Source organism: Pseudomonas sp. GLN_2 (assembly GCF_043106005.1).
Taxonomy (GTDB): domain Bacteria; phylum Pseudomonadota; class Gammaproteobacteria; order Pseudomonadales; family Pseudomonadaceae; genus Aquipseudomonas; species Aquipseudomonas alloputida.
This window is the reverse complement of the sequence record NZ_JBICMC010000024.1, coordinates 1-24558: the sequence shown is the minus strand read 5'-3', so window position 1 is coordinate 24558 and position 24558 is coordinate 1. Positions and strand designations below refer to the sequence as shown.

Genomic DNA, 24558 nt, shown 5'->3' with positions numbered 1-24558 from the left:
ACGTTCGACTAAACCGGTTCAATGTCAGGCAACGCGTCGGATGCGGCTTTTGCCAGCGCGGCCTCGGGTGTGGCTGAACAGGTCTTTCGGGTCGTCCTCAACCCACGGCACCAGGTCGATCCTGGCACCCATCCCGCGCTTTTCGGCTTGCTGTAGTACGTACCGTAGTACGGTGTAGTCTTCAAGGGCGAAGCCCACCGAATCGAACACAGTGACCTGGCTGTCGCTTTGGCGGCCTTCGGTTTCTCCGCAGAGCACGCGCCACAGGTCGACCACCGGAAAGTCCGCTGGCAGCTGCTGGATCTCACCTTCGATGCGGGTTTGTGGTTCGTACTCGACGAACACCCGCGCGTTGCGCAGCACATCGGCGTGCAGTTCGGTTTTGCCTGGGCAGTCACCGCCCACGGCGTTCAGGTGCATACCGGGCTCCAGCATGTCGGGGGTAATGATGGTGGCGTAGGCCTTGTCGGCCGTCACCGTGGTGATGATGTCCACGCCTTTCACCGCCTCGGCTACCGAACTGGCCCGGCAGATGGTCAAGCCGCTGTACTCCTTGAGGTTGGCGATAAGCTTGGCGGTGGCCAGCGGGTCGGTGTCGTAGGCGACGATTTCTTCGATGCCCAGGTGCTTGTGGAAGGCCAGGGCCTGGAATTCGCTTTGCGCGCCGTTGCCGATCAGCGCCATCTTGCGCGCGTTCGGGCGGGCCAGTGCCTGGGCTGCCATCAGCGAAGTCGCTGCGGTGCGCAGGGCGGTGGCGATGGTCAGTTCGGACAGCAGCACCGGGTAACCGGAGTCGACATCGGCCAGTACACCGAAGGCCATGACCGTATGCAGGTCGCGTGCAGTGTTGGCCGGGTGGCCGTTGACGTATTTGAAGGCATAGCGGCTTTTGTCGGCGACCGGCATCAGTTCGATCACGCCCACTTCCGAGTGGCTGGCAACGCGCGCGGACTTGTCAAACGCCTGCCAGCGTTTGAAATCGTCCCGCAGGGCAGCGGCAAGCTCGCCAATAAACGGCGCGACGCCAATGTCATGCACCAGGTCCGACATGGTTGGAACATCAATGAAATACGTCATGCTCTTGCACCTTGTTATTGTGCGCTTGCCCAGCAGTGCGGGTTAAGCGCTTGAGATTATCGAAGTGAAGCCGCGTGAACATTTTGATGACAGGTTGCGCCAATGCGGAAGCATACAGGTTGTCAGTTTTGTCAGGCTTCTGGACAATCTGCCAACCCAGCGTAGCAATCTGATTATTTGGCAGGCTTATGGACACGATCGATCGGGAACTGATTGCACTGTTGCGGGACAATGCACGTACCCCTGTGCTGACCCTGGCAAAAAAGCTGAAGGTGGCCAGGGCAACGGTGCATAACCGCATCACCCGGCTTGAAGAGCAGGGTGTGATCATCGGTTACACGGTACGTCTGCGCTCCGATGCGCTGGACCAGGGGGTGCGGGCAATCACCAGCATCGGCATCAGTGGCCACCATGCCGCAGAGGTCAAGCACGCGTTGCGCGGGCATCCCAATGTGGTGGCCATCCACACCACCAATGGCCGCTGGGATTTGATGGCAGAGCTGCGCGCCGACACCCTCGAAGCGTTCGACCGGGCGCTGAACGCCATCCGCTCGATCCCGCATATCGAGAACACCGAGACCAGCATCCTGCTGTCGACCTACAAGATGTGACCGCTGAGCCAGGCCTTCTGACAGGTGTATTGCATAAAAAACTGCTGGCCCTGCTGCAGTCGGTCTACGGCCTGCCGGCACTTCAAGGTTGGCGCTCAGCCACCGCTCGCAACGTACGCAACGTCACCACCGGCGTATCCACCACAAACCGGTTGGCCAGCCACCCCGGCACATCCCCGGCAGGGGCGGCCTGCAACTGGTAGGTCACCTCGGTCACCCGTTCACCCAGCGGTTTCATCTGCCACACACCACTCAGGTGCTCTACCCGGATCAGGCCGTCAACCCTGGGGATCCTGTCGGGATCGGCGCTCAGGTGGCGCACCAGGGTACCGTCGACCAGGCGTTCGCTGGTCACTTTCAGCACGATGTCCCGTGGCCTCGCCGGCCAAGGCAACTGGGTGGTCAGGTACACCCAGGTGTTGTCACCCTCCACATCCAGCAGCCGCATCTGGTCACAGGCGTACAGCCACTTGCAGGCCACCCGCAGGTTATCCTGCAGGTCAGTGAGCGTGCGCAGGCTGGCTTTCATGGTGCTGACACCACGAAATTGCTGGTAGGGCGAATCGCCTGCATCTTTCAGGTACACGCGAATGCCTTCGCGGTCGTAGGCCAGGTGCCAGTCATCGGCGGCCAGGGCAGAGGCGCACAGCAGCGAGGCCGCGAGCAGCAGGCAGCGGTTCATGGCCGGTACCCTGCAGGGGTGGGTATTTCAGTATGCGCGGCAAACAGAAAGCCCGCCAGGTTGGCGGGCTTGCGGGCATCAGCCTGGGCTTAGCGCTTAGGGTTCAGCGTCAGGTGTACGTGACGGTTCACGTCCTTGTACAGCAGGTAGCTGAAGTTGCCTGGGCCGCCGGCGTAGCAGGCTTGCGGGCAGAAGGCGCGCAGCCACATGAAGTCGCCGGCTTCCACTTCGACCCAGTCCTGGTTCAGACGGTACACTGCCTTGCCTTCCAGCACGTACAGGCCGTGTTCCATCACGTGGGTTTCTGCGAACGGAATCACACCGCCCGGCTGGAAGGTGACGATGTTCACGTGCATGTCGTGGCGCATGTCGGCCATGTCGACAAAGCGGGTGGTTTTCCAGCGGCCTTCGGTGCCCGGCATCTCGATGACGGTGGCGTTGTCGCGGTGGGTGACGAAGGATTCCGGCACGTCCAGGCCTTCAACCTTCTGGTAGTGCTTGCGCAGCCAGTGGAAGGTGACGTTGGACTTGCTGTTGTTACGCAGGCTCCACTCGGCGCCCGGGGCCAGGAAGGCGTAGCCGCCAGGTACCAGGGTGTGGTGTTTGCCTTCGACGGTGATGTCCAGTTCGCCTTCGACAATGAACACCACGGCTTCCGCATCGGCGTCCAGCTCAGGGCGCTCGCTGCCGCCTTCCGGGGCCAGTTCGACGATGTACTGGGAGAACGTTTCGGCAAAACCGGTCAGCGGGCGGGCGATGACCCACATGCGCATCTTGTCCCAAAAGGGCAGGTGGCTGGTGACGATGTCACGCATCACGCCTTTAGGGATGACGGCATAGGCTTCGGTGAACATGGCACGGTCAGTCAGCAGCTCGGTTTGAGCCGGGTGCCCACCGTGGGGGGCGAAGTACGAATGGTTCGACATGGACGATCTCGACTTGTTGTTCTCTCCCCATGCCTTGAACCGCACCGGCCGGTGCGGCGCAGGGGATGTGGCCACAGAATAGGGTCGAGTGCGTGCCATCCACAAATTAAATGTTGGAATACCCGGTATTTGATCACTGAATGCTGACCTGACGCCCAACGTGCCGTTCGGGCAGCTGGCCGCCGCGGCCGAACAGCTTGTGGCGCAGGGGGCCCTCGGTGTAGCTCAGCGGATAGCGGCCGCGCCGTTGCAGCTCGGGCACCAGCAGGTCGACCACATTGGCCAGGTCGTCCGGTTGCACGGCGTAGGTCAGGTTGAAACCGTCGATGCCGGTATGGTCCAGCCAGGTTTCCAGCTGGTCGGCCACCTCGCTGGCAGCGCCGATCAGCACGGGGCCGCGACCGCCCAGGCCAACGAACTCGGCGGCTTCGCGTACGGTCCAGCGGCGAGTGGGGTCGGCGGCGGTAAAGGCTGCCAGGGCAGCACGGCCAGCATCGTTCTCGACGTACTCGATCGGTGCATCAGGGTCGAGGCCGGCGAAGTCGATACCGGTCCAGCCTGACAGCAGCGCCAGGGCAGCGTCCAGGTCGACATAGCGGCGATAGTCGTTAAAGCGGGCCTCGGCTTCTTCCCGCGTGGGGGCGACAATCAACAGCGCCTGGGCGTAGATCAGCACTTCGTCACGGCCACGCCCGGCCGCTTCGCAGGCCTGGCGGATGCCGTCGGCGTAGCGGCGCAGCACCGTCGGCGTCGGCCCGCTGATGAACACGCATTCGGCATGCCGTGCGGCAAACTGCTGGCCGCGTGCCGACGCACCGGCCTGGAACAACACCGGGGTGCGTTGCGGCGACGGCTGGCACAGGTGCATGCCGGGCACCTGGAAGTGCTCGCCCACATGGTTGATCGGGTGTACCCGCGAGGGTTCGATATAGCGCCCGCTTTCACGCTCCAGCAGCACGGCGTCGTCGTCCCAGCTTTTCTCCCACAGCTTGTACAGCACCTGCAGGTATTCCTCGGCCAGGTCGTAGCGTTGGTCGTGGCCCAGTTGACGCGCCAGGCCGAGGTTGCGCGCAGCGCTGTCCAGATACCCGGTGACGATGTTCCAGCCGACCCGGCCATTGCTCAGGTGGTCGAGCGTGGACATGCGCCGGGCGAAGGGATAGGGGTGTTCGTAGGTCAGCGAAAAGGTGACACCAAAACCCAGGTGCTCGGTCACCCCGGCCATCGCCGGCACCAGCAGCAGCGGATCATTGACCGGCACCTGCACGCCACCGCGCAGGGCGGCTTGCGGGCTGCCTTGATAGACGTCGTAGATACCCAGCACATCGGCGATGAACAGGGCGTCGAACAGGCCGCGTTCGAGCAGGCGGGCCAGGTCGGTCCAGTAGCTCAGGCGGTTGAACGCCACACTGGTGTTGCGCGGATGGCGCCACAGCCCAGGGGACTGGTGGCTGGCAGCGTTCATGCTGAAGGCGTTGAAGCGGATCGGGCGAGGCATGGTCAGCGCGCTCCGTTCAAGGCAACACAGAGGCCGGGTAGACCGCTTCGGCCACCTGTAGCTTGCGTGGAATCAGGCCCAGGCCCTGGAAGGTGTCAGCCAGCTTCTGTTGTTCGGCAACGATCTGCGGGGTGATAGCGACGGCGTTGTAGTTGCGCCGTTCGCTGGCCACTTCCAGCACCTGGGTGCTGATCCCCAGCTGCGGTGCCAGCAGCGCGGCCACTTCGGCGGGCTTGGCGTTGGCCCACTGGCTGACCTTGCTCAGCTCGGCAAAGAAGGTTTTCAGCAGTGCACGGTGCTCGTCGGCATAGCGGGCTGTGGACAGGTAGAAGGTGCGGTTGTTGGACAGGCCGCTGCCGTCGCGCAGGTTTTTCAACCCTGGCTGGCTTTCTGCGGCGGCGAGGAACGGGTCCCACAGGGTCACGGCCTGCACACTGCCCGATTGCAGGGCGGCCACGGCATCGGCGGCATTGTTGACGTAGGCGGGGGTAATGTCCTTGTAACTGAGGCCAGCCTGCTGCAGGGCTACGGCCAGCAGGTATTGGGCATTCCAGCCGCGGCCGGTGGCCACGCGCTTGCCTTTCAGGTCCTGCACACTGGCCAGGTGGTCCTGCTCGCGCACGACCAGGCCAATGCCGCGTGGGTAGGGTTGTTCGGCGGCCAGGTAGACCACAGGCTTGCCGGCGGCCTGGGCGAACACCGAGGGGGCATCGGCTGCGTGGCCGAGGTCGATGGCGCCGGTGCTCAGTGCCTCCAGTAGCTGGGGGCCGGCGGCGAACTCATGCCAGCTGACCTTCACACCTTGCGGTGCCAGGGCCTTCTCCAGGGCGCCGCTGCCTTTGAGGATGTTGATGCTGTTGAATTTCTGGTAGCCGATGCGCAGTGTCCTGGCGTCGTCGGCAATGGCTTCGGACCAGGGCAGCAGGGCGCTGGCGACGCTGGCCAGTAAACCGCCGATCAGCAGACGGCGTAGTGGGGAGAAGGCATGTTTGGGCATGGGCATTGCTCCTTGAATCGGGTGAGAGGCGATCTGCTCAGACTAAGGAGGCGGCGTTTGGCTTTCAATTTATATATTCCAGTTTGTTAGATTGTTTAGTTATTTTTATATCCTTTTGTTTTTAGTAGCGGGGTGCCTATCGTGGTTGGAGGCGCCGTGGGCTGAGATCGGCGGGTCCTGCAGCACCCGTTTGTGCAGCTTTCGACATTTTTTTCACATTCGCTTGCTAGGATCCGCAACGTTTCCGAGGAGCCCCTTCATGCCGCACATCCTGCGCAAGCGCAGCGCCCGCATCGCCTTGACTGCCACCTCCGGGCTGCTCGCGGCCACCTTGGGCTTCTTCGCGTGGCAGAGTTTCTACCCGGTCCAGGCCGCTACCGGCTGGGATATTGAGGTGTTGCATCGCGACGTCACCAAAGCCGCCTCGTTGTTACCGCAGGCGGATGGCAGCCTGCTGGTCAGCCGTGAACTGGATGACGGCCGGGGCAGCATCCTCAAGATCACGGCTACGGGCGAGCGCGTCGTGCTGGTCGATAACCTGTCCAAGCCCGACGGTATGGTCGCGGCGCAGGGCGGCTGGGTGTTCAGCCAGGAAGGTGGCCTGGCACCTGTCAGCCTGTCCCGCGATGGCCAGGTCACCCGGCTGTTCGACGGCGAGAGCGTGCAAGGCCTCTGGAACGAAGGCAACTATCTTTATGCCATCGAAGACCGCAAGGGCAATGGTCGCCTGATGCGCTATGACTGGAGCAGCGGGCAGCTGGAGGTACTGCGGTCCGGCCTGACCGAAACCGAAGGCCTGACCCGCTGCAGCGATGGCCGCCTGCTGTACACCGAAAAGGCCAATGGCAGGGTCCGCTCCCTGTCCGACGATGGCAGCGACCCGGTGGTGGTCGATGGTCTGCGTAACCCTACATTCTTGTATTGTGATCAACGTGGCCTATGGATCAGCGAGGACAACACACACCGTGCGCGCCTGCTGCGCATCGATGCCAATGGCAGCCAGCAAACGGTGCTGACTTTCCTCAAGGCTCCGCAGGCGATCATCGCCGATGGTATCGGGGGTTATCTGCTCGCTGAAGGTGGGCGTAACCGCGTGCTGCGCCTGACGCCCGCGCCGGCGCCCGCGACTGCCCAGCGTAACTGACTGTGCGCCTGGCTGATGATCAGTGCCCGCAGGCTGACCGCGCTGCTTGAGCCCAAGGCATCATGGCTACCCGACCAACAGCGTGCTTCCCTGCATGGCCGCGCTAACGGATAATCCCGGCATTCCAATAAACAGCCTGTGAGTGGGTATGAGTGATTCCGTAGTCGGCCTCGGCCAGCCTGAACCCGAAGGGGTGCGCAAAACGCGCAAGAACAACCCTGAGAAAACACGCGAGGACATCCTCCAGGCCGCCATCAACGAGTTCGTTCAGCAAGGGCTGGCCGGCGCCCGCGTCGACGCCATCGCCGAACGCACCGCCACTTCCAAGCGCATGATCTACTACTACTTCGGCAGCAAGGAGCAGTTGTATTGCGAGTGCCTGGTGAAGTTGTACGGGGATATCCGCAAGACCGAGCAGAGCCTGGACCTGGAGTCGTTACCGGCTGAGCAGGCGATCCGCCGGCTGGTGGAGTTCACCTTCGATCACCATGACCGCAACGTCGATTTCGTGCGCATCATCTGCACCGAAAACATCCACTATGGCGAGTACGTCAAGCAGTCGCCGGCCATTCGCGAAATGAGCAGCCTGGTGCTGGAGGCCCTGGGCAACACCCTGCGCCGTGGCGTTCAGGAAGGCGTGTTCCGCGCCGGCATCGAGGTCATCGACCTGCACATGCTGATGAGCTCGTTCTGCTTCTACCGGGTATCGAACCGCCATACCTTTGGCGAGATCTTCCAGATCGACCTGTCTGATGAGCAGGTAAAGCTGCGCCACAAAGCCATGATCTGTGATGCGGTATTGCGGTATATCCAGCTCGAACCTCGTACCTGAGATTGCTCGAGCGCCTGGGCAGACTCAAAGGGCCTCGGTCACTCGCCCAGCCGTTGCTCGCGCGACGGCGGGTAGCCGAAATACGCCGCATAGCACTTGCTGAAGTGCGACACCGAGACAAACCCGCAGGCCACTGCCACTTCCATCACCGACAGGTCGGAATACTGCAGCAGCCGGCGGCTCTTGGTGATGCGCAGCTCCATGTAATAGCGCCGGGGCGACGTGCCCAGCTGGGCCTGGAACAGGCGGTCGATCTGCCGCCGCGAGCGCCCGCTGTAGGCGGCCAGCTGGTCGAGGCTGAGGGTTTCCTCGAGGTTGTTCTCCATCAGTTCGACAATGGTGCGCAGGTGCAGGCTCATGGACTTCTTCGCCCCAGGACCCACCTGGCGGTAGCGCGCACCGGAGAATGACAGGATTTCCTCGACGCCTTCGGCCAGGCCGTCACCATACAGCCGGCGTACCAGGCCCAGCATCAGCTCCATGGCGCCATTGGGGCTGGCGGCGCTGAGGCGGTCACGGTCGAGGGTAAAGCTGGCCGGAGTGATGCGGGTTTGCGGGCTGCGCTCCGACAGGCTGGCACGTTGCTCGGGGTGGATGCTGCAACCGTAGTCGTCCAGCACCCCGGCACGGCCAAGGAACCAGGCGCCGTTCCACAAGCCGCCCAAGGCCATGCCGTGGGCGGCGCAATCATTCAGCAGGCGATCGAGTTCCGGGTACTTGAGTGGTGTGCGCAAGCCGCCGCAGACCACCAGCAGGTCCAGCTCCTTCAGCGCCGCAGCGGACAGCTCGGTGGCCACCAGTTCCAGCCCCAGGTCGCTGAGCACCCGGTCGCCGTCCAGCGACAGCGGGGTGAACCGGAAGCTGTCGGCACGTAGCAGGTTGGCCGTGACCAGTACGTCCATGGCCACCGTGAAACTGGCCATCGAGAAGTGTTCGAGCAGGATGAAATCGACCCGATAGGGCGCCTGGGCATTGGCGCCGCTTGTTTTGAGCCGTAGCATGTTGCTGGTGCTGGTCTTTTGGCTGAACTGGCGTGGCGTGGGCACTCTGAACTCCGCTTCCTGGCTGGCCCGCAGAGTGTGGACGGTGCCCGGAGGAAAGACAATCTCCCCGGTGGCTGTGTCGTATTACAGGTCGTGTTCAGGCAAACCAGCCTGTCCTGGCGCTTTCCCGCTATGCTGACGTTCCGTCATTGAGGATGCCGCTGATGAGATATGCCGCTGTAGTGTTGCTCAGCCTGTTGCCGTTGCTGGCCAACGCCCTGGAGCAGGGCGACAAGCTTGCCCCGTTCACACTGCTCGACCAGTACGACCAGGCCTACAGCCTTGCTGCCGACACGCAGATTTTGCTGGTGGCGCGCGATATGGACGGTGCCAAGCTGGTCAAGGCGGCGCTGGCCGAGCAGCCCAAGGGCTACCTGGAAGCACGCGCCGCTGTATTCGTGGCCGACATTCAGCGCATGCCTGCGCTGATCAGCAAACTGTTCGCTGTCCCGGCCATGCGCGATTACAGCTACCGGGTGCTGCTCGACCGTGATGGGCGAGTGGCCAGCCGTTACCCCGGGCAGGAGGGCCAGGTGCAGTGGTTGCAACTGCAGCAGGGCGTGCTGGTCAGCCAGCGGGCGTTCACCGATGCAGCGGCGTTGAAGGCTGAACTGGAGAATGCACCACGGCAATGAGGCCCTATCGCCGCGCCTGCAAAGAGGGCGCGGTGAGTCAAATCAATCTGAACCCTCAGCGCTTGCAGCAACCCAACCCAATACATGCCATTGGGAGAGCGCTCATGGAAATCGGTACGATCTGGATCATCATCGCGGCCTTGGTCATCCTGCTGGAGATCTGGGCCATCTGGCACATCATCGGCAGTGAACGGCGCGCCGAGCGCAAGATGCTGTGGATCGTTTTCGTGGTCTACGCCCCCTTCCCCGGTTTGCTGTTCTGGGCCTGGCGCGGGCCGAGGGCGGTGAAGGGCAGGGCGGTGTTGCAGGAAAAGTGACGGTTTGCGGCCTCGGGCGCGGGGGCGCCTGAGGCCGTCGAGGGTCATTTGGGCAGGATGTCGAAACGCATGGCCGGCCCCAGCCCGTCCACCATCAGGCAGCCGTAGAACTTCACGGTAGACAGTACGCGCAGTTCCTTGAGTGCGTCATGGATGTAATCGCGGACCAGCTTTTCAGCTTCCCGCTTGCGCTCCGCGAGGGTGGTGCCATTGAGCGTGATCATGCCAAGCAGCGTGGTTTCAATGTGCTCGACGGTGTCCAGGCCGAGCTTTTCCCGCAGGTACAGACGTGCCTGTGCCGCATCGGTTTCATCGTACGCAGGGTTGTGCGGTTTGATGGTGTAGGCCAGCTGAAAATCAAATTTGCTCATTGGTTTTCCTTCTTGGTTAAAGGCCTCCATGCCGGGGCTTGCAATCTAAGGCCTGACAGCCGCTGCGCAAACACACGCTTGGTTCCAACATGACGATGCCTTGTACGAAATGTCCTACTTCAGGCTTGACCTCGAGTTAACTTAAGGTCCGATACTCCGACGCTCTTCCAACCGAGCGAGGGCTTGTCGTGACCCCATCAAACGCATTCCAGCTAAGCAACCCCGAAGGTCTCTACGACCCCAGTGGCAACGCCTACTCCCATGTCGCCGAAGTGCGCGCTGACAGCCCTCTGCTGTTCATCGCCGGTCAGGGTGGGGAGGATAGCCAGGGCCAGTTGTCACCCGTGTTCGCCGATCAGGCCCGGCAGGCATTGGCCAACCTGGAACGGGCCCTGGCGTCGAAAGGTGCAAGCCTGGCCCAGGTGTTCAAGCTGACCCTGCTGATTGTCGAGCACTCCGAAGCGCGCCTGCACCAATGGGTGGCCGAGGCCGACAGGGCCTGGGGGGCGCACATGAAACCGACCTGCACGCTGATACCGGTGCCGCGGCTGGCGCTGGACGGCATGCTGGTGGAGATCGAAGCAGTAGCCGCCGTCTTGCCCAAAACCTGAAAAGCCGGCGCGGGTTTACCCGCGAACACCGGCGTAGCCGGTGCCATCCTCCACGGTGGATTCTTCCTTGTATATCGGTGCCGGTCCTGACTAAATGCCGCTATAACGACAATCCCACTCAGAGGTGACCACACCATGAGTACAGGCACGACCACGCTTGCTGACCGCAAGACCAACGCCTGGCTTTGGCCTGCCCTTTTCAGCCTGGTGGCGTTTGCCGCCAACTCGGTGTTCTGCCGGCTGGCGCTGAAGGACGGGGCGATCGACCCGGTGTCCTTCACCATGGTCCGACTGGCCAGTGGTGCGCTGTTTCTGCTGTTGCTGATTCGCCTGCGCAGCCCGGTGCACACCATGGGCGGCAGTTGGTGGGGCGGCTTGGCCCTGTTCCTGTACGCGTTCCTGTTTTCTGCGGCGTACCTGCAATTGGGCGCAGGTGCAGGGGCGTTGTTGCTGTTCGGTGCCGTGCAGATCACCATGTTCGGCTTCGCGTGGTACAGGGGCGAACACATCACGGTACGCATGCTGCTGGGCATGCTGATCGCCTTTGCCGGCCTGCTGGTGCTGCTGTTGCCTGGCGTCTCGGCGCCGCCGTTGGCCAGTGCCTTGCTGATGGCCCTGTCCGGTGTGGCCTGGGGGGTATATACGCTACTGGGCAAAGGCTCGCCCAGGCCGCTGGCCGACACTGCCGGCAATTTTGCCCGCAGCGTGCCGTGCCTGGTGCTGCTGCTACCGATGCTGTTGCTGGGGGCCGGCCCGCACCTCACGCCACTTGGCTTGTTGTATGCCTTGGGTTCCGGTGTGCTGGCTTCTGGCGCAGGCTATGCCGTTTGGTATGGCGTGGTCAGGCAGATCAGTGCGCAACAGGCGGCGACCCTGCAGCTCAGCGTGCCGGTGATTGCCGCACTGGGCGGGGTTGCCCTGATCGGCGAGTCGGTGTCGTTGCGTTTGTTGATCGCCTGTGGGGTGGTGTTGGGCGGGATTGCCCTGGCGCTGGCGCCGCGCCGTTAAAAAAAGCTGCGCTGGGCCTTGAGTGTGACCACGCTGTCGCAATAGGTATTGATGCCCGAATAGGCATCGCAGCTCGCGCCACTCAGGCTGGAGTTGCTGTAGATCAGGTTCAGGTCGATGCCCAGCCAGGGCCGTGACAGCTCCAGTGACCAATCGGAAAAGGTATTCACCTGGCTGCCATCGCCAATGGTGAACGGCGTGCCCAGGCGGTGGTGGGCGAGCTTGACGGTGAAGTCGACGTCGAACATCGGCAGATGGCCGAAGTCGGCGAACAGCGTGCCCGTGCGGTTGTCGGGGTTGTCGCGCAGCGCCCCGCCGAAGCGGCTGCCCAGCACCGAGATCCCCCCATACAGGGCGTAGCTGTCGGGGCCTGCGATATTGGGCTGACTGTAATGGATCAACCCTACCTCGTAGCCCAGGCTGCTGTCGAAATGGTGCTTGTAGCCCAGGTAGCTGTCCAGGCGCAGGGTCGAGTCGGGGGTGACGCCCATGCTTGGGGCGTACTGGCCCAGGTACCAGCCATTGGGGTGGCTGAGGTCGAGCCCGCCATGGAATGCGCCAACGGCACTGGGTGAGATAAGCCCTTGCGCCATGCTGCGTGAGGGGGTGGTGCCGAGTGTGAAGTCGAAATCGCCCAGTTGGCGTTTCATCTGCTGGGCTTGCGACGCGGGGCTTAAAAGCAGTGCAGCACTCAGCAACAGAAGGGGCCTGATCATGGTCTCCGTCCTGGAAGGCTTGCGGTTGAGCGGTAGAGGATACCTGCGCAAGTGGAGGGAGGGAACCGCCGGCTAGCCCGTTCAGCCTTTGGTCGAAGGTTCAGCGTCGGCAGCTTCGGTCACGACAGGCAGGTTACCGGCACGCAGGATCACCCGCCGTTGCTGCTCGTAATTGTCCAGCGACAGGCCGCGGCGCTGTAAGGCTTCCAGTTGCAACTGGCGGGTTTCCTCGGCGGTGTACGGGCGCAGTTCAGGGTGGCTGGCACAGCCGCTGATCACGGCAATGGCAAAAACGGCAAGGGTGGCGCACAGGTGGCGGGCCAAGGTATTCATCGGTTAGCTCCAGGGCAGTCTAGGCGGCAGCGTGGGGATGGCGCTAGGTTATGCGGCCACAGCGTTCGGTAGAAATTGCCCTGCTCGATAGTGACTATCGACGATTCCGGCGAAGCGCACCTATAGACTCAAACGCATCAACCATCCCGCCTTTGAAGCGCGAAAAGTTTGCGTCCCCTCGTCTGGTCAAAAGCACCGCCATTGCTACCCTTAACCCACGCGGTCTGACCTTGTGGGGATAAGCGATGCGCATGCCATTGTTTGCTGTCCTGTCGGCACTGCTTTGCCTGAGCTTTGCCCCGGGCCTGGTGCTGGCCGAAGACGTGCCCGCGCCGGATCCGGCGCCTTCCGCTGCCACGCCCGTGGCCAAGGACCCGGTGTTCTCCCAGGAGCAACTGGACCAGATGTTGGCCCCCATTGCCTTGTACCCTGATCAATTGCTGGCTCAGGTGCTGATGGCGTCAACCTATCCGGGGCAGGTCAATGAGGCCGTGACCTGGTCCAAGGCCAACCCCAAGGCCACCGGCGACGATGCAGTCAGGCAAGTGGCCAAGCAGCCCTGGGACCCTAGCGTACAGGCACTGGTGGCCTTCCCGCAGGTGCTGGCAACGCTTGGCCAGGACCCGGTGTGGGTGCAGCGCCTGGGCGATGCTTTCCTCGCTCAGCCCGATGATGTCATGGGCAGCGTGCAGCGTTTGCGCCACCAGGCGCAGGCTGCCGGCAATCTGCAGAGCAGCCAGTACCAGAACGTAACCGTGCAGACCGCACCTGCGCCAGCCGCCAGCGGCAGTAGCACCCAAGGGGCAGCGGCCAGCAGCCCGCCCACCACCATCGTCATCGCGCCGGCCGACCCGCAAGTGGTGTATGTGCCCAGCTATAACCCGACCACCACCTATGGCACCTGGGCCTACCCGGCCTCGCCGCCGGTGTATTACCCGCCGCCGCCCATGTACTACCCCGGTTCCGCGCTGGTGGCCGGCCTGGCCTTCGGTACCGGCGTGGCGATCGTCGCCTCGTTGTGGGGCGATTGCGACTGGGACAACAATGACATCGACATTGACGTTAACCGCTACAACAACCTCAACGTCAACAACCGCATCACCAACAACCAGAACAAATGGCAGCACAATGCCGCCAACCGGGACGGGGTGCCATACCGCGATTCTCGCAGCCGTCAGCAGTACGGCCGCCAGCTGGACGGTGCCACTCAGCGCACCGCGTTCCGCGGCGACGACGCCCAACGGGCCCAGGCCCGAGACAAAGCCCGGGCATCGATGGACCGCGCTGGTATCGAACGGCCGGCTACCAGTAACCGTCAGGCCCGCGAGCAAATGCGCGAGGTCAAGGCAGGCAATCCTGACGGCAACCGCATGCCGTCCCGTGATGATGGCGCGCGGGCGACTGACCGTCGGCAGGAAACCCGCAACGTCCAAGGCCGCCAGCAGAACGGCAACCTGGCCAATCAACGCCGGCAGGGCGACGGCCAGGCGCAGAGCCGTCCTGCCAATACGGCAGGTCGTGCCCGCAACAATGCCTTCGACGGTGTGCGCTCGCCGTCGCGCACCAGCGTGCAGGCCAACCGCGGCCGTACCAGCCAGTCGTTCGCTCAGCGGCCCAGTGCGTCTCGTGCCGCCGGGCACCCGATCTCCCGGCCCAGTGCGCCCGCGCGTCGCGGCGCAGGAGGCCGTCGATGAAGCGCCCAACACTGGCTGCATTGCTGCTGACGGCAGGTTTGGCCTGGTCGTTCATGGCCGCCGCCCAGCAAGCCTTCCCAACGCCGGAGAAGGCCGTGGAAGCCTTTGTCGCGGCGCTGGGCCAGGAAAAACCTGATGAAGCCCGCCTGGCCCAGTTGCTGGGCGATGACTGGCGCACCTACATACCGCGCGGTGGTGTGCAACGCAGCGATGTGGATACCTTTCTCGAGCAGTATCGCGCACAGCACAGCATCGACATGTCAGGCGAGGGCAAGGCCATCCTGGCAGTGGGCACCGGTCACTGGACCTTGCCCATACCGCTGACCAGAACCCGCCAGGGCTGGCGCTTCGACCTCAAGGCGGGCAGTGCCGAAATCCGCGCTCGTCGTATCGGGCGCAACGAGCTGGGTGTTCTGCAGTCGCTGCTGGCCTATCACGATGCGCAAATGGACTACGCCACCCAGGACCATAACGGCAATGGTGCGCTGGAGTACGCACAGAAGATTTTCAGCGAGCCGGGCAAGCATGACGGGTTGTATTGGGATGACGATGGCGACGGTGACGTCAGCCCGTTGGGCCCGCTGTTCGGCCAGGATGTGGTCGGTGACGCCTGGTATGGCTACCACTTCCGCATCCTGGACGCACAGGGCCCATCCGCCCCGGGCGGTGCCTACAGCTACCTGATCGGCAACCAGATGAGCCGTGGCTTCGCCATGGTCGCCTGGCCGGCCAAGTACGACGACACCGGGGTGATGAGCTTCATGATCAGCCATGACGGCCAAGTGTTCGAGAAAGACCTCGGGCCGCATGGCGACAGGCTGGCTAAGGAGATGAAACGCTTCGACCCGGACGACAGCTGGAAAGTGGTGGATGTGGTGGCGGGGGATTGAGCCCGCCAAGCCAACGCGACGGTGCCCCTGTGGAAGCGTGCCATTTTCCGTTGTTGTGATCAGTGCGCACGCGTAGCCCGCACCTCGCTCGCCGTGCACCCATACTGCTGGCGAAATGCCCGGGTGAACTGCGCCTGATCGGCAAAGCCCCAGCGAAATGCCAGTTCGCCGATCGCCAGGTGGCAATGCGGGTCAAGCAGTTGCCGGTGCACGGCCTCCAGGCGTTGACGGCGTACCCACTCGCCAAGGGTGTAGGGCGTGATCGCGAACAACTTGTGCAGATAACGCAGCGACAGCCCACAGGCGCTGGCGATGGTTTGTGGCGACAGCTCGGGGTCACCCAGGTTTTGCTGCACGTACTGCTCGACCCGCGTCAGGTGCAGGGTGCTGAGGTTGCTGCCTTCGCTGCCCAGCACGCGCTCATCCTGTTGCAAGGCCAGCAGCAGGGTGGCTGAAGCCTGTTCCAGCAGTAGATGCCGGGCTGCCGGGGGGCTGGTGTCGAAATGGCGGGCACACAGGTCGAGTTGCTCGACGAAGATGCGCCCCAGGCCCTGACGGGCATCGAAGCAATGCCGGGTATAGCGCTTGTGCCCCAGCAGGTTGGCTTTGAGCGCACGCTCAGGCAGCTTGAGCACCCACAAGTCGTTCTGCGTGCCGTAGTGGAAGCGGTAGGGTGCATCGCCGCGCTCGACGATGAAACCGCCCGGGCTGCAACTGATCGGGTGGCCGTCCTGTTCGAAGTGCACCTCGCTGCCATGCGGCACGGTCACCAGGTAGAACGCTTCATGGTCCTGGCCGATATGCGCGTTGCTGCGCGAGTAACCCAGCTGGCTGGACCGCAGGCGCGACAGGCTGAGCGGCGTGCTCGGCGTACTCCAGCGCTGCAGGTGGCCATCGAACGGCTGTCCGGCAGCAAATTCAAGGCTCAAGGGGAAATAGGTGTCACTGATGGCTTCGGCCCAGCGTGCCTGGCGTTCCGGTTGTGGCCAGCCGTGGGTCGAGAGTTCTGTGGGCATGGTGGGTCCTTTTTCAAAGAGGGCAGCATTGAAAAAAGGAACTGCAGGCAAGCTACTCAAGCAGCTCTTGTAATTGTACGAACCGCCCGGCAGCGCAAACTGCCGGGCGGTTACCAGGCCCATGATCGGCGCGCGCCGACCGCAAGATCAACCCCCGCGTGTCACTCGGTAGGTGGCCGAAGGCTCCAGGCGAGCTTGCCAGCCGGGTGGCAGGACAATGTTGGTGGTGTCTTCCTCGATCACACAGGGGCCATGCACGGTCTGCCCTGGCAACAGGTGGTTACCGTTGAACACCGGTGTGGGCTGCCATTCACCGTCGGCACTGAACAGCATCGGGCGGACGGATTGCGCGATGGGGGCGGGGGGCTCGGCCGGCCCCTGCAGCTCGGGTTGCGGCGGGCGTGGCAGGTGGCCGATCACCGAGCACTCCAGGTTCACCAGCTCCACCGGGCTGTCGGGTTCGCTGTACGAGTACAGGGTCTGGTGGCGGCTGTGAAAGCGGCTGACCAGCGCGGCCAGCCCTGCCTCGTCCAGGCTGTGCTGCTGCAGGTCCACACTGCACTCATGAATTTGCCCCAGGTAGCGCATCTCCAGGGTGTAGTGGCAGCTGCTGGCCTGGTCGCCAAAACCGTCTTCGCGCAGGTTGGCCAGGCCTTGCTCACGCAGTTCGGTGAGGGTCTGGTTGAGTTGCGCCAGGTCGACGTGCCCGGCGTCCAGGCGCATCGACAGGCTGGTGAGCAGGTCGTAACGCACGTCGGACAGGATCTGGCCGAACGCACATAAGCCCGAGGCCACTTTGGGGATCAGCACGGTGTGCATGCCGATTTCTTCGGCCAGGCGCACCACGTGCATGCCCGCCGCACCGCCTGCGCCGATCAGGGCGAAGTCACGCGGGTCGTGACCGCGCTCGATCGATACGCGGCGGATGCCGTTGACCATGTTCAGGTTGACCAGGGTGGTGATGCCGAATGCCGCGCGTTCCACACTGATGCCCAACGGTTCGGCGATCTTGCTCCGGATGGCCTCCAGCGCGGCCTGGCGGTTCAGGCGGATACTGCCGCCCAGCAGTGCGCCGTCGGGCAGGTAGCCAAGAGCCAGGTTGGCGTCGGTGACCGTGGGTTCGCGGCCACCCTTGCCGTAGCACACCGGCCCAGGCATGGCGCCGGCGCTGCGCGGCCCGACCTGGAGCATGCCAAACTCGTCCAGGTGGGCGATGGAGCCACCGCCGGCACCCAGGGTCTCCACCTGGATCATCGGCACGCCGATGCGCTGGCGCAGGAAGTCCACGTCCTTGCTGAAGTTGGTGCGTCCGGCGTTGGTCAGGGTGATGTCGAACGAGGTGCCGCCCATGTCCACGGTAATGACGTTGTCGATACCGAACGGCCTCGCTACTGCCAACCCGGCTTGTGGTGCCGAGGCCGGACCGGAGTTGATCGCGTTGACGGCGCGCTCACGCATCAGGTGCCCGGGCGCCAACCCGCCATTGGACTGGAAGTAGCGTACTGGCTGCTGTGCGCCAAGTGCCTGAAACAGGCTGTCGATGCGCGCCACGTAACGGGCCATTACCGGGCTGAGGTAGGCGTTGACCACGGTGGTGGAGGTGCGGGTGTATTCGCGAATCTGCGGGAACACCTCGCAGCCGGTGCAGACGAACACCTCGGGCAGGGCAGCCCGTACCAGTTCGGCGGCCCGCTGTTCGTGGCTGGGGTTGCGCACCGACCACAGGAAGGAAATGGCCACGGCCTGCACGCCTTCGGCACGGAAGTAGTCGATGGCGGCATGGATGGCGGCTTCGTCCAGCGGGCTGTGCTCACGGCCATCGCCAAGGATTCGGCCTCCGATCGGGCGGCGCAGGTGGCGTGGGGCAAGCATGTGTGCCGGCGGGTAGTGGGCGTCGTAGCGGTGGCCCTCTTCCTTGTGGCCCAGGCGGATTTCCAGGCTGTCCTCGTGCCCCTCGGTGCACAGCAGGCCCACCTTGACCCCGGTGCGCTCGATGAGCGCGTTGAGGGCCACGGTGGTGCCGTTGATGCACAGGTCACAGTTGGCGATCAGTTCGGCCGGGCTACGCCCGGTGGCGTCGGCGATCTGTGCCAGGCCGGCGCGAATGGCCAGGGTGCCGTCCTGGGGCGTGGACGGGGCCTTGAACAGCTGCACGCCGCCGTCGCGATCGGCCAGGATGAAATCGGTGAAAGTGCCGCCGGCGTCTACGCCCAGGCGATATTGGTTACGCATGCGTGTTCTCCGGTTAGCGCGGGGCGCGGGCAAGGTGGGTGGCTGTTTCGTCCAGTTGGCCATCGGCATTGAGGACCACGCCATATTCCAGGGCTGCGCCTTGTGGCGAGACCAGGCCGTTGCGCACGTCCTCCAGTACTGCTGCGACCCGACGGCGCAGCGGGTCGCCGTAGCCACCACCCCCTGGGTTGATGTTGATGATGCGTTCGCCGGGGTGCAGGGTGAGCATGGGGTTCTGCGTGTAGTGGTCTTCGCGGCCATCGGCATGGCGATGGATCAGCCGGCCCAGTTTGGGCTCGAGCAGGGCATTGCGAGCCCCGGCGGCACCAGCGGTGGGCAACTGGCGGCCCTCGCCGAAGCCGACCACGGTCATGGCGTGGTCCAGCGGTTCGATCTCCAGGCGGGTGCCCGAACCACCGCGCAACTCACCGGCGCCACCACTGTCGGCCATCAGGCTGTAGCGGTGGATCAGCACCGGATAAGCGTGTTCGAGCAGCTCGATGTCACCGCTCATCAGCGCCCCGAAGCAGCACAGCGGGCCGCAGGCGTGCCAGCCATCCATCACCTTGTTGGCACCGGCACCGGAAATGATCGAGGCCAGCACCATCGTCACGTACTCGCTATTGCCGTTGCGCGGGTCGCGGCCGGCAATGTTGATGCCGCTGGTATGCCCCCAGGAGGCCGTTACCCGCTGTGGCGAGGCCTGTTCCAGTGCCGTGCGCACGGCATCGGCGAGGGTTTCCATCGGCGTGGTGGTGCAATTGACGTGAGGCGCGGGTTCCTCGGCATTGCACAGCGTACCCCTGGGGCCGACATCGACCGTTACGCAGCGATACAGGCCTTCGTTGTAAGGCGGCGCCACCTGGGCGAACATCATCAGCCCCAGGTAAACCCCGGATACCGAGTTGCCCTCATAGGAATTGATGAAGTACGGCACCTGCGGCGGGCTTTCGATGCGCACATGGGCCTGGTCGTCACGGATCTGCACATGGGCGGTGATGGCCAGTTCACCCAGGCCGTGGCCGGCATCTTCGAGCACGGCGGTGCCGCTGTAGTCACCATCCGGCACATCGCGCAACAGCGCCCGCATGTGTCGGTCGGCCATGTTCTTCAGTTCGGCGATGCAGGCACGCACCTGTGCCACGCCGTACTTGTCCAGCAGCTCCAGCAAGTGCCGCTCGCCGACTTTGCAGGCGCCATACTGGGCATTGAGGTCGCCTTCCTGATAGGGGCGGGCGCGCATGTTGGTGAGCATGAAGTTGATCACGTCCTCACGACGCTTGCCCTTTTCCCACAGCTTGACCGGTGGAATGCGCAGGCCCTCGGCATAGATCTCCTTGGCATCGGGGTTGTAGCCCGCCGGCACCGGGCCGCCGATGTCGGTCAGGTGGCCCTTGCAAACGGTCCAGAACACCAGCTCGCCCTGGTAATACACCGGTTTGTACATGCAGCAGTCGAGAATATGGCTGCCCTTGTAGGCGGGGTCGTTGTGGTAGATCACGTCGCCTTCGGCGATGTCGTCGCCGAAGAACTCGGCCACGCATTTCATGGCCGGTATCAGCGAGCCCAGGTGGATGGGAATGTCCTGGCCCTGCAGGATCATTTCCGGCAAGTGGTCGAACAGCGAGTTGGAATAGTCGTGTGCCAGGTTGAACACACTGGAGCGCCCGGTCTTTTCCAGGGTCAGGGTCATTTCGCGTTGCGCTGTCTCCAGCGCACCCCGGACAACCGCAAGGGTGATCGGATCTACTGTCTGCATAGGTCACCAACGTTTGTTCTTGTGCTTTGGGTGCGTGCCGCAGCGGGGCGGCGCGTGGTGACAGGCTAAGGGGCAGGGTGGGGGGAAGGCTTGTCGCTGGGTGTACCGGTTGTTGTGTCTGGGCGCACTTCAAGTTCGGGCAGGCGACAACAGCCGGTCGGGCAGTCCGGTGTCGACCACGCTGCTGGGCGAACCGTAGTGCCTGCTGACAGGGTTCGATTCACCCTTGATGTCTTCCGGCTCGGTTACTTGACCTCCGCCAGCAGATTGTCCCGCGTCTGCTGCTCAACGGTATTCTGTATCTCTCGCGCCAGCGTCTTCACATCATGTTGCCCAATCTCTTTGGGCATGACCTGGAAGCCGATCGAGTTGTAGAGTCGGCCCCAGGCTGCCTGTGCATCGGAGTAGGCGGCTTCGCGCTGGTAGCGCGACAGCAGCAGTCGGCCTTCGGCGCGGATCAGCTCCAGTTCGCTGCCCAGCGCAGCATTGCGTGAGGACTGCGCGTAGTTGAGCAGGTTCTGGTCGACGCGCAGGCTTTCGTCGGCGAATTCCACTTCCTGGCGCGCTAGCTGATAGCGCAGAAGGCCGACGCGAACCTGGGTGAGGATCGCCATCGACAGCGCGGTGCGGCGCATGTCGTCGGTTTTTTCCTGGCTTTCCTCCGCTGCGGAAATGTCCGGGTACTGCAACAGGCGCAGCAGGTTCATCGAGACATTGATGCCGGTCTGGTTCCAGTCGCTGTTGTACAGGTATTTGTTGGAATCGTACTCATAGCCGTAGTTGAAGCTAACGTTCGGCCACAACTGGGCCTTGGCGATTTTCAGGTCGTTCATGCTCACGCGTTTGCGATACCACTCCTCCATGATTTCCGGGCGCCGTTCCAGCGACAGGCGTTCAAGTTGCTCGACGTTACTGGTCAGCAGCGGCAGCGGTTGTTCGTTGGCGTCGGCCAGCACCATCCTGGTATTGGGCGGAAGCGACATCAGCGCGGCCAGCTCGGCGCGGGCGAACTCCAGGTCCTGACGGCGCACGGTGAGCATATACACCGAGTCGAGCAGGGCGCGTTGGTAGGCAAGGATATCCTGGCGTGGCAGCAGGCCTTTGCCTTCGGCTTCACGGGCTGCCGTCAGGGCGCGGTGGGTGCGCATCAGCAGGCCGTCCACCTCCGGCAGCAGGCGCTGCGCGCCAAGCGCTCGCCAGTAGGCGTTGCGCACGTCCTGCAGCACGTTCTGCGCTACCTTTTCACGGCGCTCCTCGGCCATCAACACCTGGTCGTTCTTCTGCTGCGTGCGGAAGTAGGCAACCCCGAAGTCCAGCAAGCTCCAGGACAGACCGAGGCTGTAAAGGGTGCGATAGCGCTCCTCGGAAGTGGACGGACGCAAGCTGACCTGGCGGTCCTCGATACCGATGGAGGTGCCGCCGGAGTCGTTGTTACGTCCGGCATAGCCGGCGGAGGCGACCAGGCGCGGCAGCATCTCGTGGCTGGAAACATCGCGCAGGTCTGAAGCCAGCGCGCTTTCCAGCAACTTCAAACGGTAGTCGAGGTTGTACTTCAGGGCGCGCGCCGAGGCTTCGTAGAAGGTGATCGGTCCGGTGACCGGCTCCTGCTCCTTGTACATGCGCGCCTGGTCTTCGATTACGCGCTTGCGCATCTCGTCCTCGGTAAAAGGCTTGGGCTCGAAGGCTGAGCAGGCGCTGAGCAACACGCTGAAGGCCGTGAGGGTACTGAGGGCTTTAAAGGTCGATACTGGCATAAACAGTCCTTGGTCCATCCGTGAATGTATCGGCTTCATGGGGCGTTGCTGCCGCGGCGCTGGGCGGCTTCACGCAATTGCGCACGAAAACCCCGTGCAGGCTCCGTGGTTCTCTCCGTTTGCGGCACCATGTCGGCCTGCACTGGCGCCCAAAGCGATGGGTCGGGCAACAGGCCGTCGGCAGTCAGGCTGATGACACCGTGGCGGCCATCGATCCAGTTCTGGTCTTCGGCACTGGCGCGTCGGCTTTGTGCCACTGCACTGGCAACGAACTGCCCGTTGACCAGGCCAAGCTGGCTGCCGAGTGACGGGCTTTCGATTTCGGGCGTGGCGAACAGGCGTACATCACTGCCATCGGCGCCCCAGGCTGAGAGCGTCAGGCTTTCGTTGATTCGCTCGACGACGGGTGCGACGTAGATCGCCGGGTTGACATCCGGCAGCGGTGCATCCGTCCGGCCGCTGGTGCTGTCGCGTTCGAAATACGGGCCAGGGGGGATGTACGGGGTGGAAATATCCAGCGTGATGACCAGCTGAGCCTGGTCGGTGGCACCCGCCAGGTCGCTGATGGTGTAGGTGAAGTAGTCCTTGAGCACTTGCCCAAGGCCGGCTGCGGCCAACACCTCGGGGTTGCTCAGGTCGATGCTGTAGGTGTAGCTGCCGTCGGCATTGAGTACCAACGTGCCGTACTGGCCAACGGTGGGCTGGCCGATCGCGCCGGCCTTACCTGTGCCGGCTTCCTGGCCGGCGCGGATGCCTGTCACAGTCAGCCCGTCGCCGGCGTCCACATCGCTGTCATTGGGTAGCACGTTGCCGCTGGTGTGCGGTGCCGGTACCTGGTCGCTGGCTGTATTGACATCGTCGCGGGCCACCGGGTTGTCATTGGCGCCCTGCACGGTCACTGTCAGGCGTGCGTCCGAAGTGATGCCGGCGGTGTCGCGCATGCGGTAGGTGAATACCTCTTTCAGCGCTTCGCCAGCGCTGCGCATGGCCTGCACAGTTGGGTTGGTGTTGTCGACGACATACTGGTAGCTGCCGTCGGCGTTGATCAGCAGCGTGCCATACAGGCCTTGCAGCACCTGGCCGGCTGCGGCGGTCTGGCCGTTTTCGCCGGTGTACTGCAGCACCGTCCTGGTTTCGCCGTATTGCGCACCGTCGATATCGGTGTCGTTGTCCAGCACGTTGCCCTGCGGGTCGACGCCGGCAGTGCCATTGTTCACCCCGCCGGCCTCCACCGCAACGGCGGTATCGTCATTGGCTACAGGGTAGTCGTTGCGGCCGTCGATGGTAATGGTCAGCAGGCCATTGGCGGTGCCGCCCCAGAAGTCCGCCAGCAAGTAGGTGAAGTTGTCCACCAGCGTCTGGCCGCTGGCGCGCAGCTGCTGGACGGCCAGCAGGCTGTTGTCCAGCACGTAATTCCAGGTGCCGTCGCCATTGAGCGTCAGGTCGCCGTACTGGCCGCGCAGGGTTTGCCCGACCAGGCTGGCGTTGCCCGGCAGCGGGCCGTCGCCAGTCCAGAACGCCAGCACCTCGAGGGTTTCCGGGAAGAGGATGTTGATGGTGTCCGGGTCGCTGTCGTTGTCCATCACGTTGCCGCTGGGGTCGCTGCCCGGGATGTTGTTGTCGACGCCGCCGGCCTCGACGGCCAGTCCCTGGTCGGGGCCGGCAATGGGTGGCTGGTTTTCGCCGCGGATAAAGATGGTCAGGGTGGCGGCGTCGCTGAGCCCACCGCCGTCGGTGACCTGGTAGGTATAGTTCTGGATGACGAAGCCCAGCGGGCCGAGGGCAACGATGTCGGGGTCGTTGGAGTTGACGACGAAGCGGTAGCTGCCGTCGGCATTGAGGGTCAGGGTGCCGTAGTTGGTGGTGACGGTGGCGCTACCGGTCAGCGGGTCCAGGGTCGGGTTGCTGCTTTGCGCACCCACGCCCACGGCCGTGACCACCTTGCTGTCGTTGGCATCGACGTCGGTGTCGTTGTTCAGCACATTGCCGGTGGGGTTGCGCCCAAAGTTGCCATCGTCGTCCTCTGCGACCGCGTAAGCGAAGTCTCCGTGCGCCACCGGGGTGTCGTAGCGGCCTTCGATGGTGATGTTGATCTGCGCCTGGGCTGTGGCGCCATCCGTGTCGCGCATGCGGTAGCTGAAGGTTTCGCGCAGCTGTTCGCCGGCCTTGAGCGCTTGTACCGCGGCCAGGCTGTCGTTGACGGTGTAGACGTAGTTGCCGTTGGCATCGATGTTCAGGGTGCCATAGGTGCCGGCCACCACGGTCGGGCCGGCATTGACCTGGATGAACGTGCCGCCGGCCGCGAGGGTGCCCAGGTAGATGCCATCGACGGCTTTGCTGTCGCCGGCATCCACGTCGCTGTCGTTACTCAAGGCATTGCCGCTGCCAACCTGTCCGGGGGTACCGTTGTTG

At 63.6% G+C, this 24558-nt stretch carries 23 protein-coding genes; 9 read left to right on the top strand and 14 right to left on the bottom strand.

Going from position 1 to position 24558, the window contains the following annotated elements:
- Positions 1-24 precede the first annotated feature (24 nt).
- A complete protein-coding gene (locus tag ACF8Q6_RS06685) occupies positions 25-1077 on the bottom strand; it encodes an ornithine cyclodeaminase (protein ID WP_392490178.1) in 1053 nt (350 codons plus the stop codon).
- Between the two features lie 188 nt (positions 1078-1265).
- Here ACF8Q6_RS06685 and ACF8Q6_RS06680 point away from each other — a divergent pair, with 188 nt between their 5' ends.
- Positions 1266-1688, top strand: coding sequence for an Lrp/AsnC family transcriptional regulator (locus ACF8Q6_RS06680; protein WP_010954389.1), 423 nt, complete (start codon positions 1266-1268; stop codon positions 1686-1688).
- Positions 1689-1770: 82 nt separating this feature from the next.
- Here the strand turns inward: ACF8Q6_RS06680 and ACF8Q6_RS06675 are convergent, their stop codons facing one another.
- The 4 genes from ACF8Q6_RS06675 to ACF8Q6_RS06660 form a co-directional block, all read right to left on the bottom strand.
- On the bottom strand, positions 1771-2370 hold the full coding sequence (locus ACF8Q6_RS06675) for an START domain-containing protein (RefSeq protein ID WP_392490177.1): 600 nt from the start codon (positions 2368-2370) through the stop codon (positions 1771-1773).
- Between the two features lie 89 nt (positions 2371-2459).
- A complete protein-coding gene (locus ACF8Q6_RS06670) occupies positions 2460-3296 on the bottom strand; it encodes a bifunctional allantoicase/(S)-ureidoglycine aminohydrolase (RefSeq protein ID WP_003247865.1) in 837 nt (278 codons plus the stop codon).
- Between the two features lie 133 nt (positions 3297-3429).
- Positions 3430-4794: an LLM class flavin-dependent oxidoreductase gene (locus tag ACF8Q6_RS06665; protein WP_070095865.1), complete on the bottom strand. Its 1365-nt coding sequence runs from the start codon at positions 4792-4794 to the stop codon at positions 3430-3432.
- A 16-nt stretch (positions 4795-4810) separates the two neighbouring features.
- Positions 4811-5791 (bottom strand): aliphatic sulfonate ABC transporter substrate-binding protein, encoded by a 981-nt coding sequence (locus ACF8Q6_RS06660; protein ID WP_003247868.1) that lies wholly within the window; start codon positions 5789-5791, stop codon positions 4811-4813.
- Positions 5792-6050: 259 nt separating this feature from the next.
- On the opposite strand from ACF8Q6_RS06660, the gene ACF8Q6_RS06655 reads away from it, so the two are divergent.
- Both ACF8Q6_RS06655 and ACF8Q6_RS06650 read left to right on the top strand, forming a co-directional pair.
- Complete coding sequence (locus tag ACF8Q6_RS06655) at positions 6051-6935, top strand: hypothetical protein (protein ID WP_161774010.1); 885 nt, start codon at positions 6051-6053, stop codon at positions 6933-6935.
- Between the two features lie 148 nt (positions 6936-7083).
- The gene (locus ACF8Q6_RS06650; RefSeq protein ID WP_392490176.1) at positions 7084-7767 is read left to right on the top strand and encodes a TetR/AcrR family transcriptional regulator; all 684 of its coding nucleotides are present in this window, start codon (positions 7084-7086) and stop codon (positions 7765-7767) included.
- A gap of 38 nt (positions 7768-7805) precedes the next feature.
- Here ACF8Q6_RS06650 and ACF8Q6_RS06645 read toward each other — a convergent pair whose 3' ends face one another.
- Complete coding sequence (locus tag ACF8Q6_RS06645; protein WP_121783633.1) at positions 7806-8813, bottom strand: GlxA family transcriptional regulator; 1008 nt, start codon at positions 8811-8813, stop codon at positions 7806-7808.
- A 161-nt stretch (positions 8814-8974) separates the two neighbouring features.
- Here ACF8Q6_RS06645 and ACF8Q6_RS06640 point away from each other — a divergent pair, with 161 nt between their 5' ends.
- Entirely contained in the window at positions 8975-9445 is a 471-nt protein-coding gene (locus ACF8Q6_RS06640) for an FAD/FMN-containing dehydrogenase (protein ID WP_392490175.1), read from the top strand.
- Between the two features lie 104 nt (positions 9446-9549).
- Complete coding sequence (locus ACF8Q6_RS06635) at positions 9550-9762, top strand: PLDc N-terminal domain-containing protein (protein ID WP_003247877.1); 213 nt, start codon at positions 9550-9552, stop codon at positions 9760-9762.
- A 44-nt stretch (positions 9763-9806) separates the two neighbouring features.
- Here the strand turns inward: ACF8Q6_RS06635 and ACF8Q6_RS06630 are convergent, their stop codons facing one another.
- Positions 9807-10133, bottom strand: a complete 327-nt coding sequence (locus ACF8Q6_RS06630) for a hypothetical protein (protein ID WP_017148298.1) — start codon at positions 10131-10133, stop codon at positions 9807-9809.
- 188 nt (positions 10134-10321) lie between these two features.
- Here ACF8Q6_RS06630 and ACF8Q6_RS06625 point away from each other — a divergent pair, with 188 nt between their 5' ends.
- Both ACF8Q6_RS06625 and ACF8Q6_RS06620 read left to right on the top strand, forming a co-directional pair.
- The gene (locus tag ACF8Q6_RS06625; protein ID WP_392490174.1) at positions 10322-10744 is read left to right on the top strand and encodes a RidA family protein; all 423 of its coding nucleotides are present in this window, start codon (positions 10322-10324) and stop codon (positions 10742-10744) included.
- Positions 10745-10879: 135 nt separating this feature from the next.
- On the top strand, positions 10880-11752 hold the full coding sequence (locus ACF8Q6_RS06620) for a DMT family transporter (RefSeq protein ID WP_392490173.1): 873 nt from the start codon (positions 10880-10882) through the stop codon (positions 11750-11752).
- Here the strand turns inward: ACF8Q6_RS06620 and ACF8Q6_RS06615 are convergent.
- Both ACF8Q6_RS06615 and ACF8Q6_RS06610 read right to left on the bottom strand, forming a co-directional pair.
- Complete coding sequence (locus ACF8Q6_RS06615) at positions 11749-12468, bottom strand: TorF family putative porin (protein ID WP_003247889.1); 720 nt, start codon at positions 12466-12468, stop codon at positions 11749-11751. The genes ACF8Q6_RS06620 and ACF8Q6_RS06615 overlap by 4 nt on opposite strands.
- An 81-nt stretch (positions 12469-12549) precedes the next feature.
- Entirely contained in the window at positions 12550-12801 is a 252-nt protein-coding gene (locus tag ACF8Q6_RS06610) for a hypothetical protein (protein WP_004577022.1), read from the bottom strand.
- Positions 12802-13046: 245 nt separating this feature from the next.
- Between ACF8Q6_RS06610 and ACF8Q6_RS06605 the strand changes: the two genes are divergently transcribed.
- Positions 13047-14495 carry a DUF3300 domain-containing protein gene (locus ACF8Q6_RS06605; RefSeq protein ID WP_392490172.1) on the top strand — a complete coding sequence of 483 codons (1449 nt, stop codon included), beginning with the start codon at positions 13047-13049 and terminating at the stop codon, positions 14493-14495.
- On the top strand, positions 14492-15385 hold the full coding sequence (locus tag ACF8Q6_RS06600) for a DUF2950 domain-containing protein (RefSeq protein WP_392490171.1): 894 nt from the start codon (positions 14492-14494) through the stop codon (positions 15383-15385). The genes ACF8Q6_RS06605 and ACF8Q6_RS06600 overlap by 4 nt, the downstream gene beginning before the upstream one ends.
- A 59-nt stretch (positions 15386-15444) precedes the next feature.
- Here ACF8Q6_RS06600 and ACF8Q6_RS06595 read toward each other — a convergent pair whose 3' ends face one another.
- The 5 genes from ACF8Q6_RS06595 to ACF8Q6_RS06575 form a co-directional block, all read right to left on the bottom strand.
- The gene (locus tag ACF8Q6_RS06595; protein WP_143493733.1) at positions 15445-16401 is read right to left on the bottom strand and encodes a helix-turn-helix domain-containing protein; all 957 of its coding nucleotides are present in this window, start codon (positions 16399-16401) and stop codon (positions 15445-15447) included.
- 147 nt (positions 16402-16548) lie between these two features.
- Positions 16549-18633, bottom strand: coding sequence for a hydantoinase/oxoprolinase family protein (locus ACF8Q6_RS06590; RefSeq protein ID WP_392490170.1), 2085 nt, complete (start codon positions 18631-18633; stop codon positions 16549-16551).
- 13 nt (positions 18634-18646) lie between these two features.
- Entirely contained in the window at positions 18647-20392 is a 1746-nt protein-coding gene (locus tag ACF8Q6_RS06585; protein WP_392490169.1) for a hydantoinase B/oxoprolinase family protein, read from the bottom strand.
- Between the two features lie 245 nt (positions 20393-20637).
- Complete coding sequence (locus ACF8Q6_RS06580) at positions 20638-22146, bottom strand: TolC family protein (protein WP_392490168.1); 1509 nt, start codon at positions 22144-22146, stop codon at positions 20638-20640.
- Between the two features lie 35 nt (positions 22147-22181).
- The coding region (locus tag ACF8Q6_RS06575; protein ID WP_392490167.1) for a VCBS domain-containing protein at positions 22182-24558 on the bottom strand (2377 nt) is incomplete at its 5' end.

What these genes read in the sequence shown, in the direction of transcription:
- ACF8Q6_RS06685 (WP_392490178.1), bottom strand. Translation starts at nt 1,077, where the DNA reads ATGACGTATTTCATTGATGTTCCAACCATGTCGGACCTGGTGCATGAC.
- ACF8Q6_RS06680 (WP_010954389.1), top strand. Translation starts at nt 1,266, where the DNA reads ATGGACACGATCGATCGGGAACTGATTGCACTGTTGCGGGACAATGCA.
- ACF8Q6_RS06675 (WP_392490177.1), bottom strand. Translation starts at nt 2,370, where the DNA reads ATGAACCGCTGCCTGCTGCTCGCGGCCTCGCTGCTGTGCGCCTCTGCC.
- ACF8Q6_RS06670 (WP_003247865.1), bottom strand. Translation starts at nt 3,296, where the DNA reads ATGTCGAACCATTCGTACTTCGCCCCCCACGGTGGGCACCCGGCTCAA.
- ACF8Q6_RS06665 (WP_070095865.1), bottom strand. Translation starts at nt 4,794, where the DNA reads ATGCCTCGCCCGATCCGCTTCAACGCCTTCAGCATGAACGCTGCCAGC.
- ACF8Q6_RS06660 (WP_003247868.1), bottom strand. Translation starts at nt 5,791, where the DNA reads ATGCCCAAACATGCCTTCTCCCCACTACGCCGTCTGCTGATCGGCGGT.
- ACF8Q6_RS06655 (WP_161774010.1), top strand. Translation starts at nt 6,051, where the DNA reads ATGCCGCACATCCTGCGCAAGCGCAGCGCCCGCATCGCCTTGACTGCC.
- ACF8Q6_RS06650 (WP_392490176.1), top strand. Translation starts at nt 7,084, where the DNA reads ATGAGTGATTCCGTAGTCGGCCTCGGCCAGCCTGAACCCGAAGGGGTG.
- ACF8Q6_RS06640 (WP_392490175.1), top strand. Translation starts at nt 8,975, where the DNA reads ATGAGATATGCCGCTGTAGTGTTGCTCAGCCTGTTGCCGTTGCTGGCC.
- ACF8Q6_RS06635 (WP_003247877.1), top strand. Translation starts at nt 9,550, where the DNA reads ATGGAAATCGGTACGATCTGGATCATCATCGCGGCCTTGGTCATCCTG.
- ACF8Q6_RS06630 (WP_017148298.1), bottom strand. Translation starts at nt 10,133, where the DNA reads ATGAGCAAATTTGATTTTCAGCTGGCCTACACCATCAAACCGCACAAC.
- ACF8Q6_RS06620 (WP_392490173.1), top strand. Translation starts at nt 10,880, where the DNA reads ATGAGTACAGGCACGACCACGCTTGCTGACCGCAAGACCAACGCCTGG.
- ACF8Q6_RS06615 (WP_003247889.1), bottom strand. Translation starts at nt 12,468, where the DNA reads ATGATCAGGCCCCTTCTGTTGCTGAGTGCTGCACTGCTTTTAAGCCCC.
- ACF8Q6_RS06610 (WP_004577022.1), bottom strand. Translation starts at nt 12,801, where the DNA reads ATGAATACCTTGGCCCGCCACCTGTGCGCCACCCTTGCCGTTTTTGCC.
- ACF8Q6_RS06605 (WP_392490172.1), top strand. Translation starts at nt 13,047, where the DNA reads ATGCGCATGCCATTGTTTGCTGTCCTGTCGGCACTGCTTTGCCTGAGC.
- ACF8Q6_RS06600 (WP_392490171.1), top strand. Translation starts at nt 14,492, where the DNA reads ATGAAGCGCCCAACACTGGCTGCATTGCTGCTGACGGCAGGTTTGGCC.
- ACF8Q6_RS06595 (WP_143493733.1), bottom strand. Translation starts at nt 16,401, where the DNA reads ATGCCCACAGAACTCTCGACCCACGGCTGGCCACAACCGGAACGCCAG.
- ACF8Q6_RS06590 (WP_392490170.1), bottom strand. Translation starts at nt 18,633, where the DNA reads ATGCGTAACCAATATCGCCTGGGCGTAGACGCCGGCGGCACTTTCACC.
- ACF8Q6_RS06585 (WP_392490169.1), bottom strand. Translation starts at nt 20,392, where the DNA reads ATGCAGACAGTAGATCCGATCACCCTTGCGGTTGTCCGGGGTGCGCTG.
- ACF8Q6_RS06580 (WP_392490168.1), bottom strand. Translation starts at nt 22,146, where the DNA reads ATGCCAGTATCGACCTTTAAAGCCCTCAGTACCCTCACGGCCTTCAGC.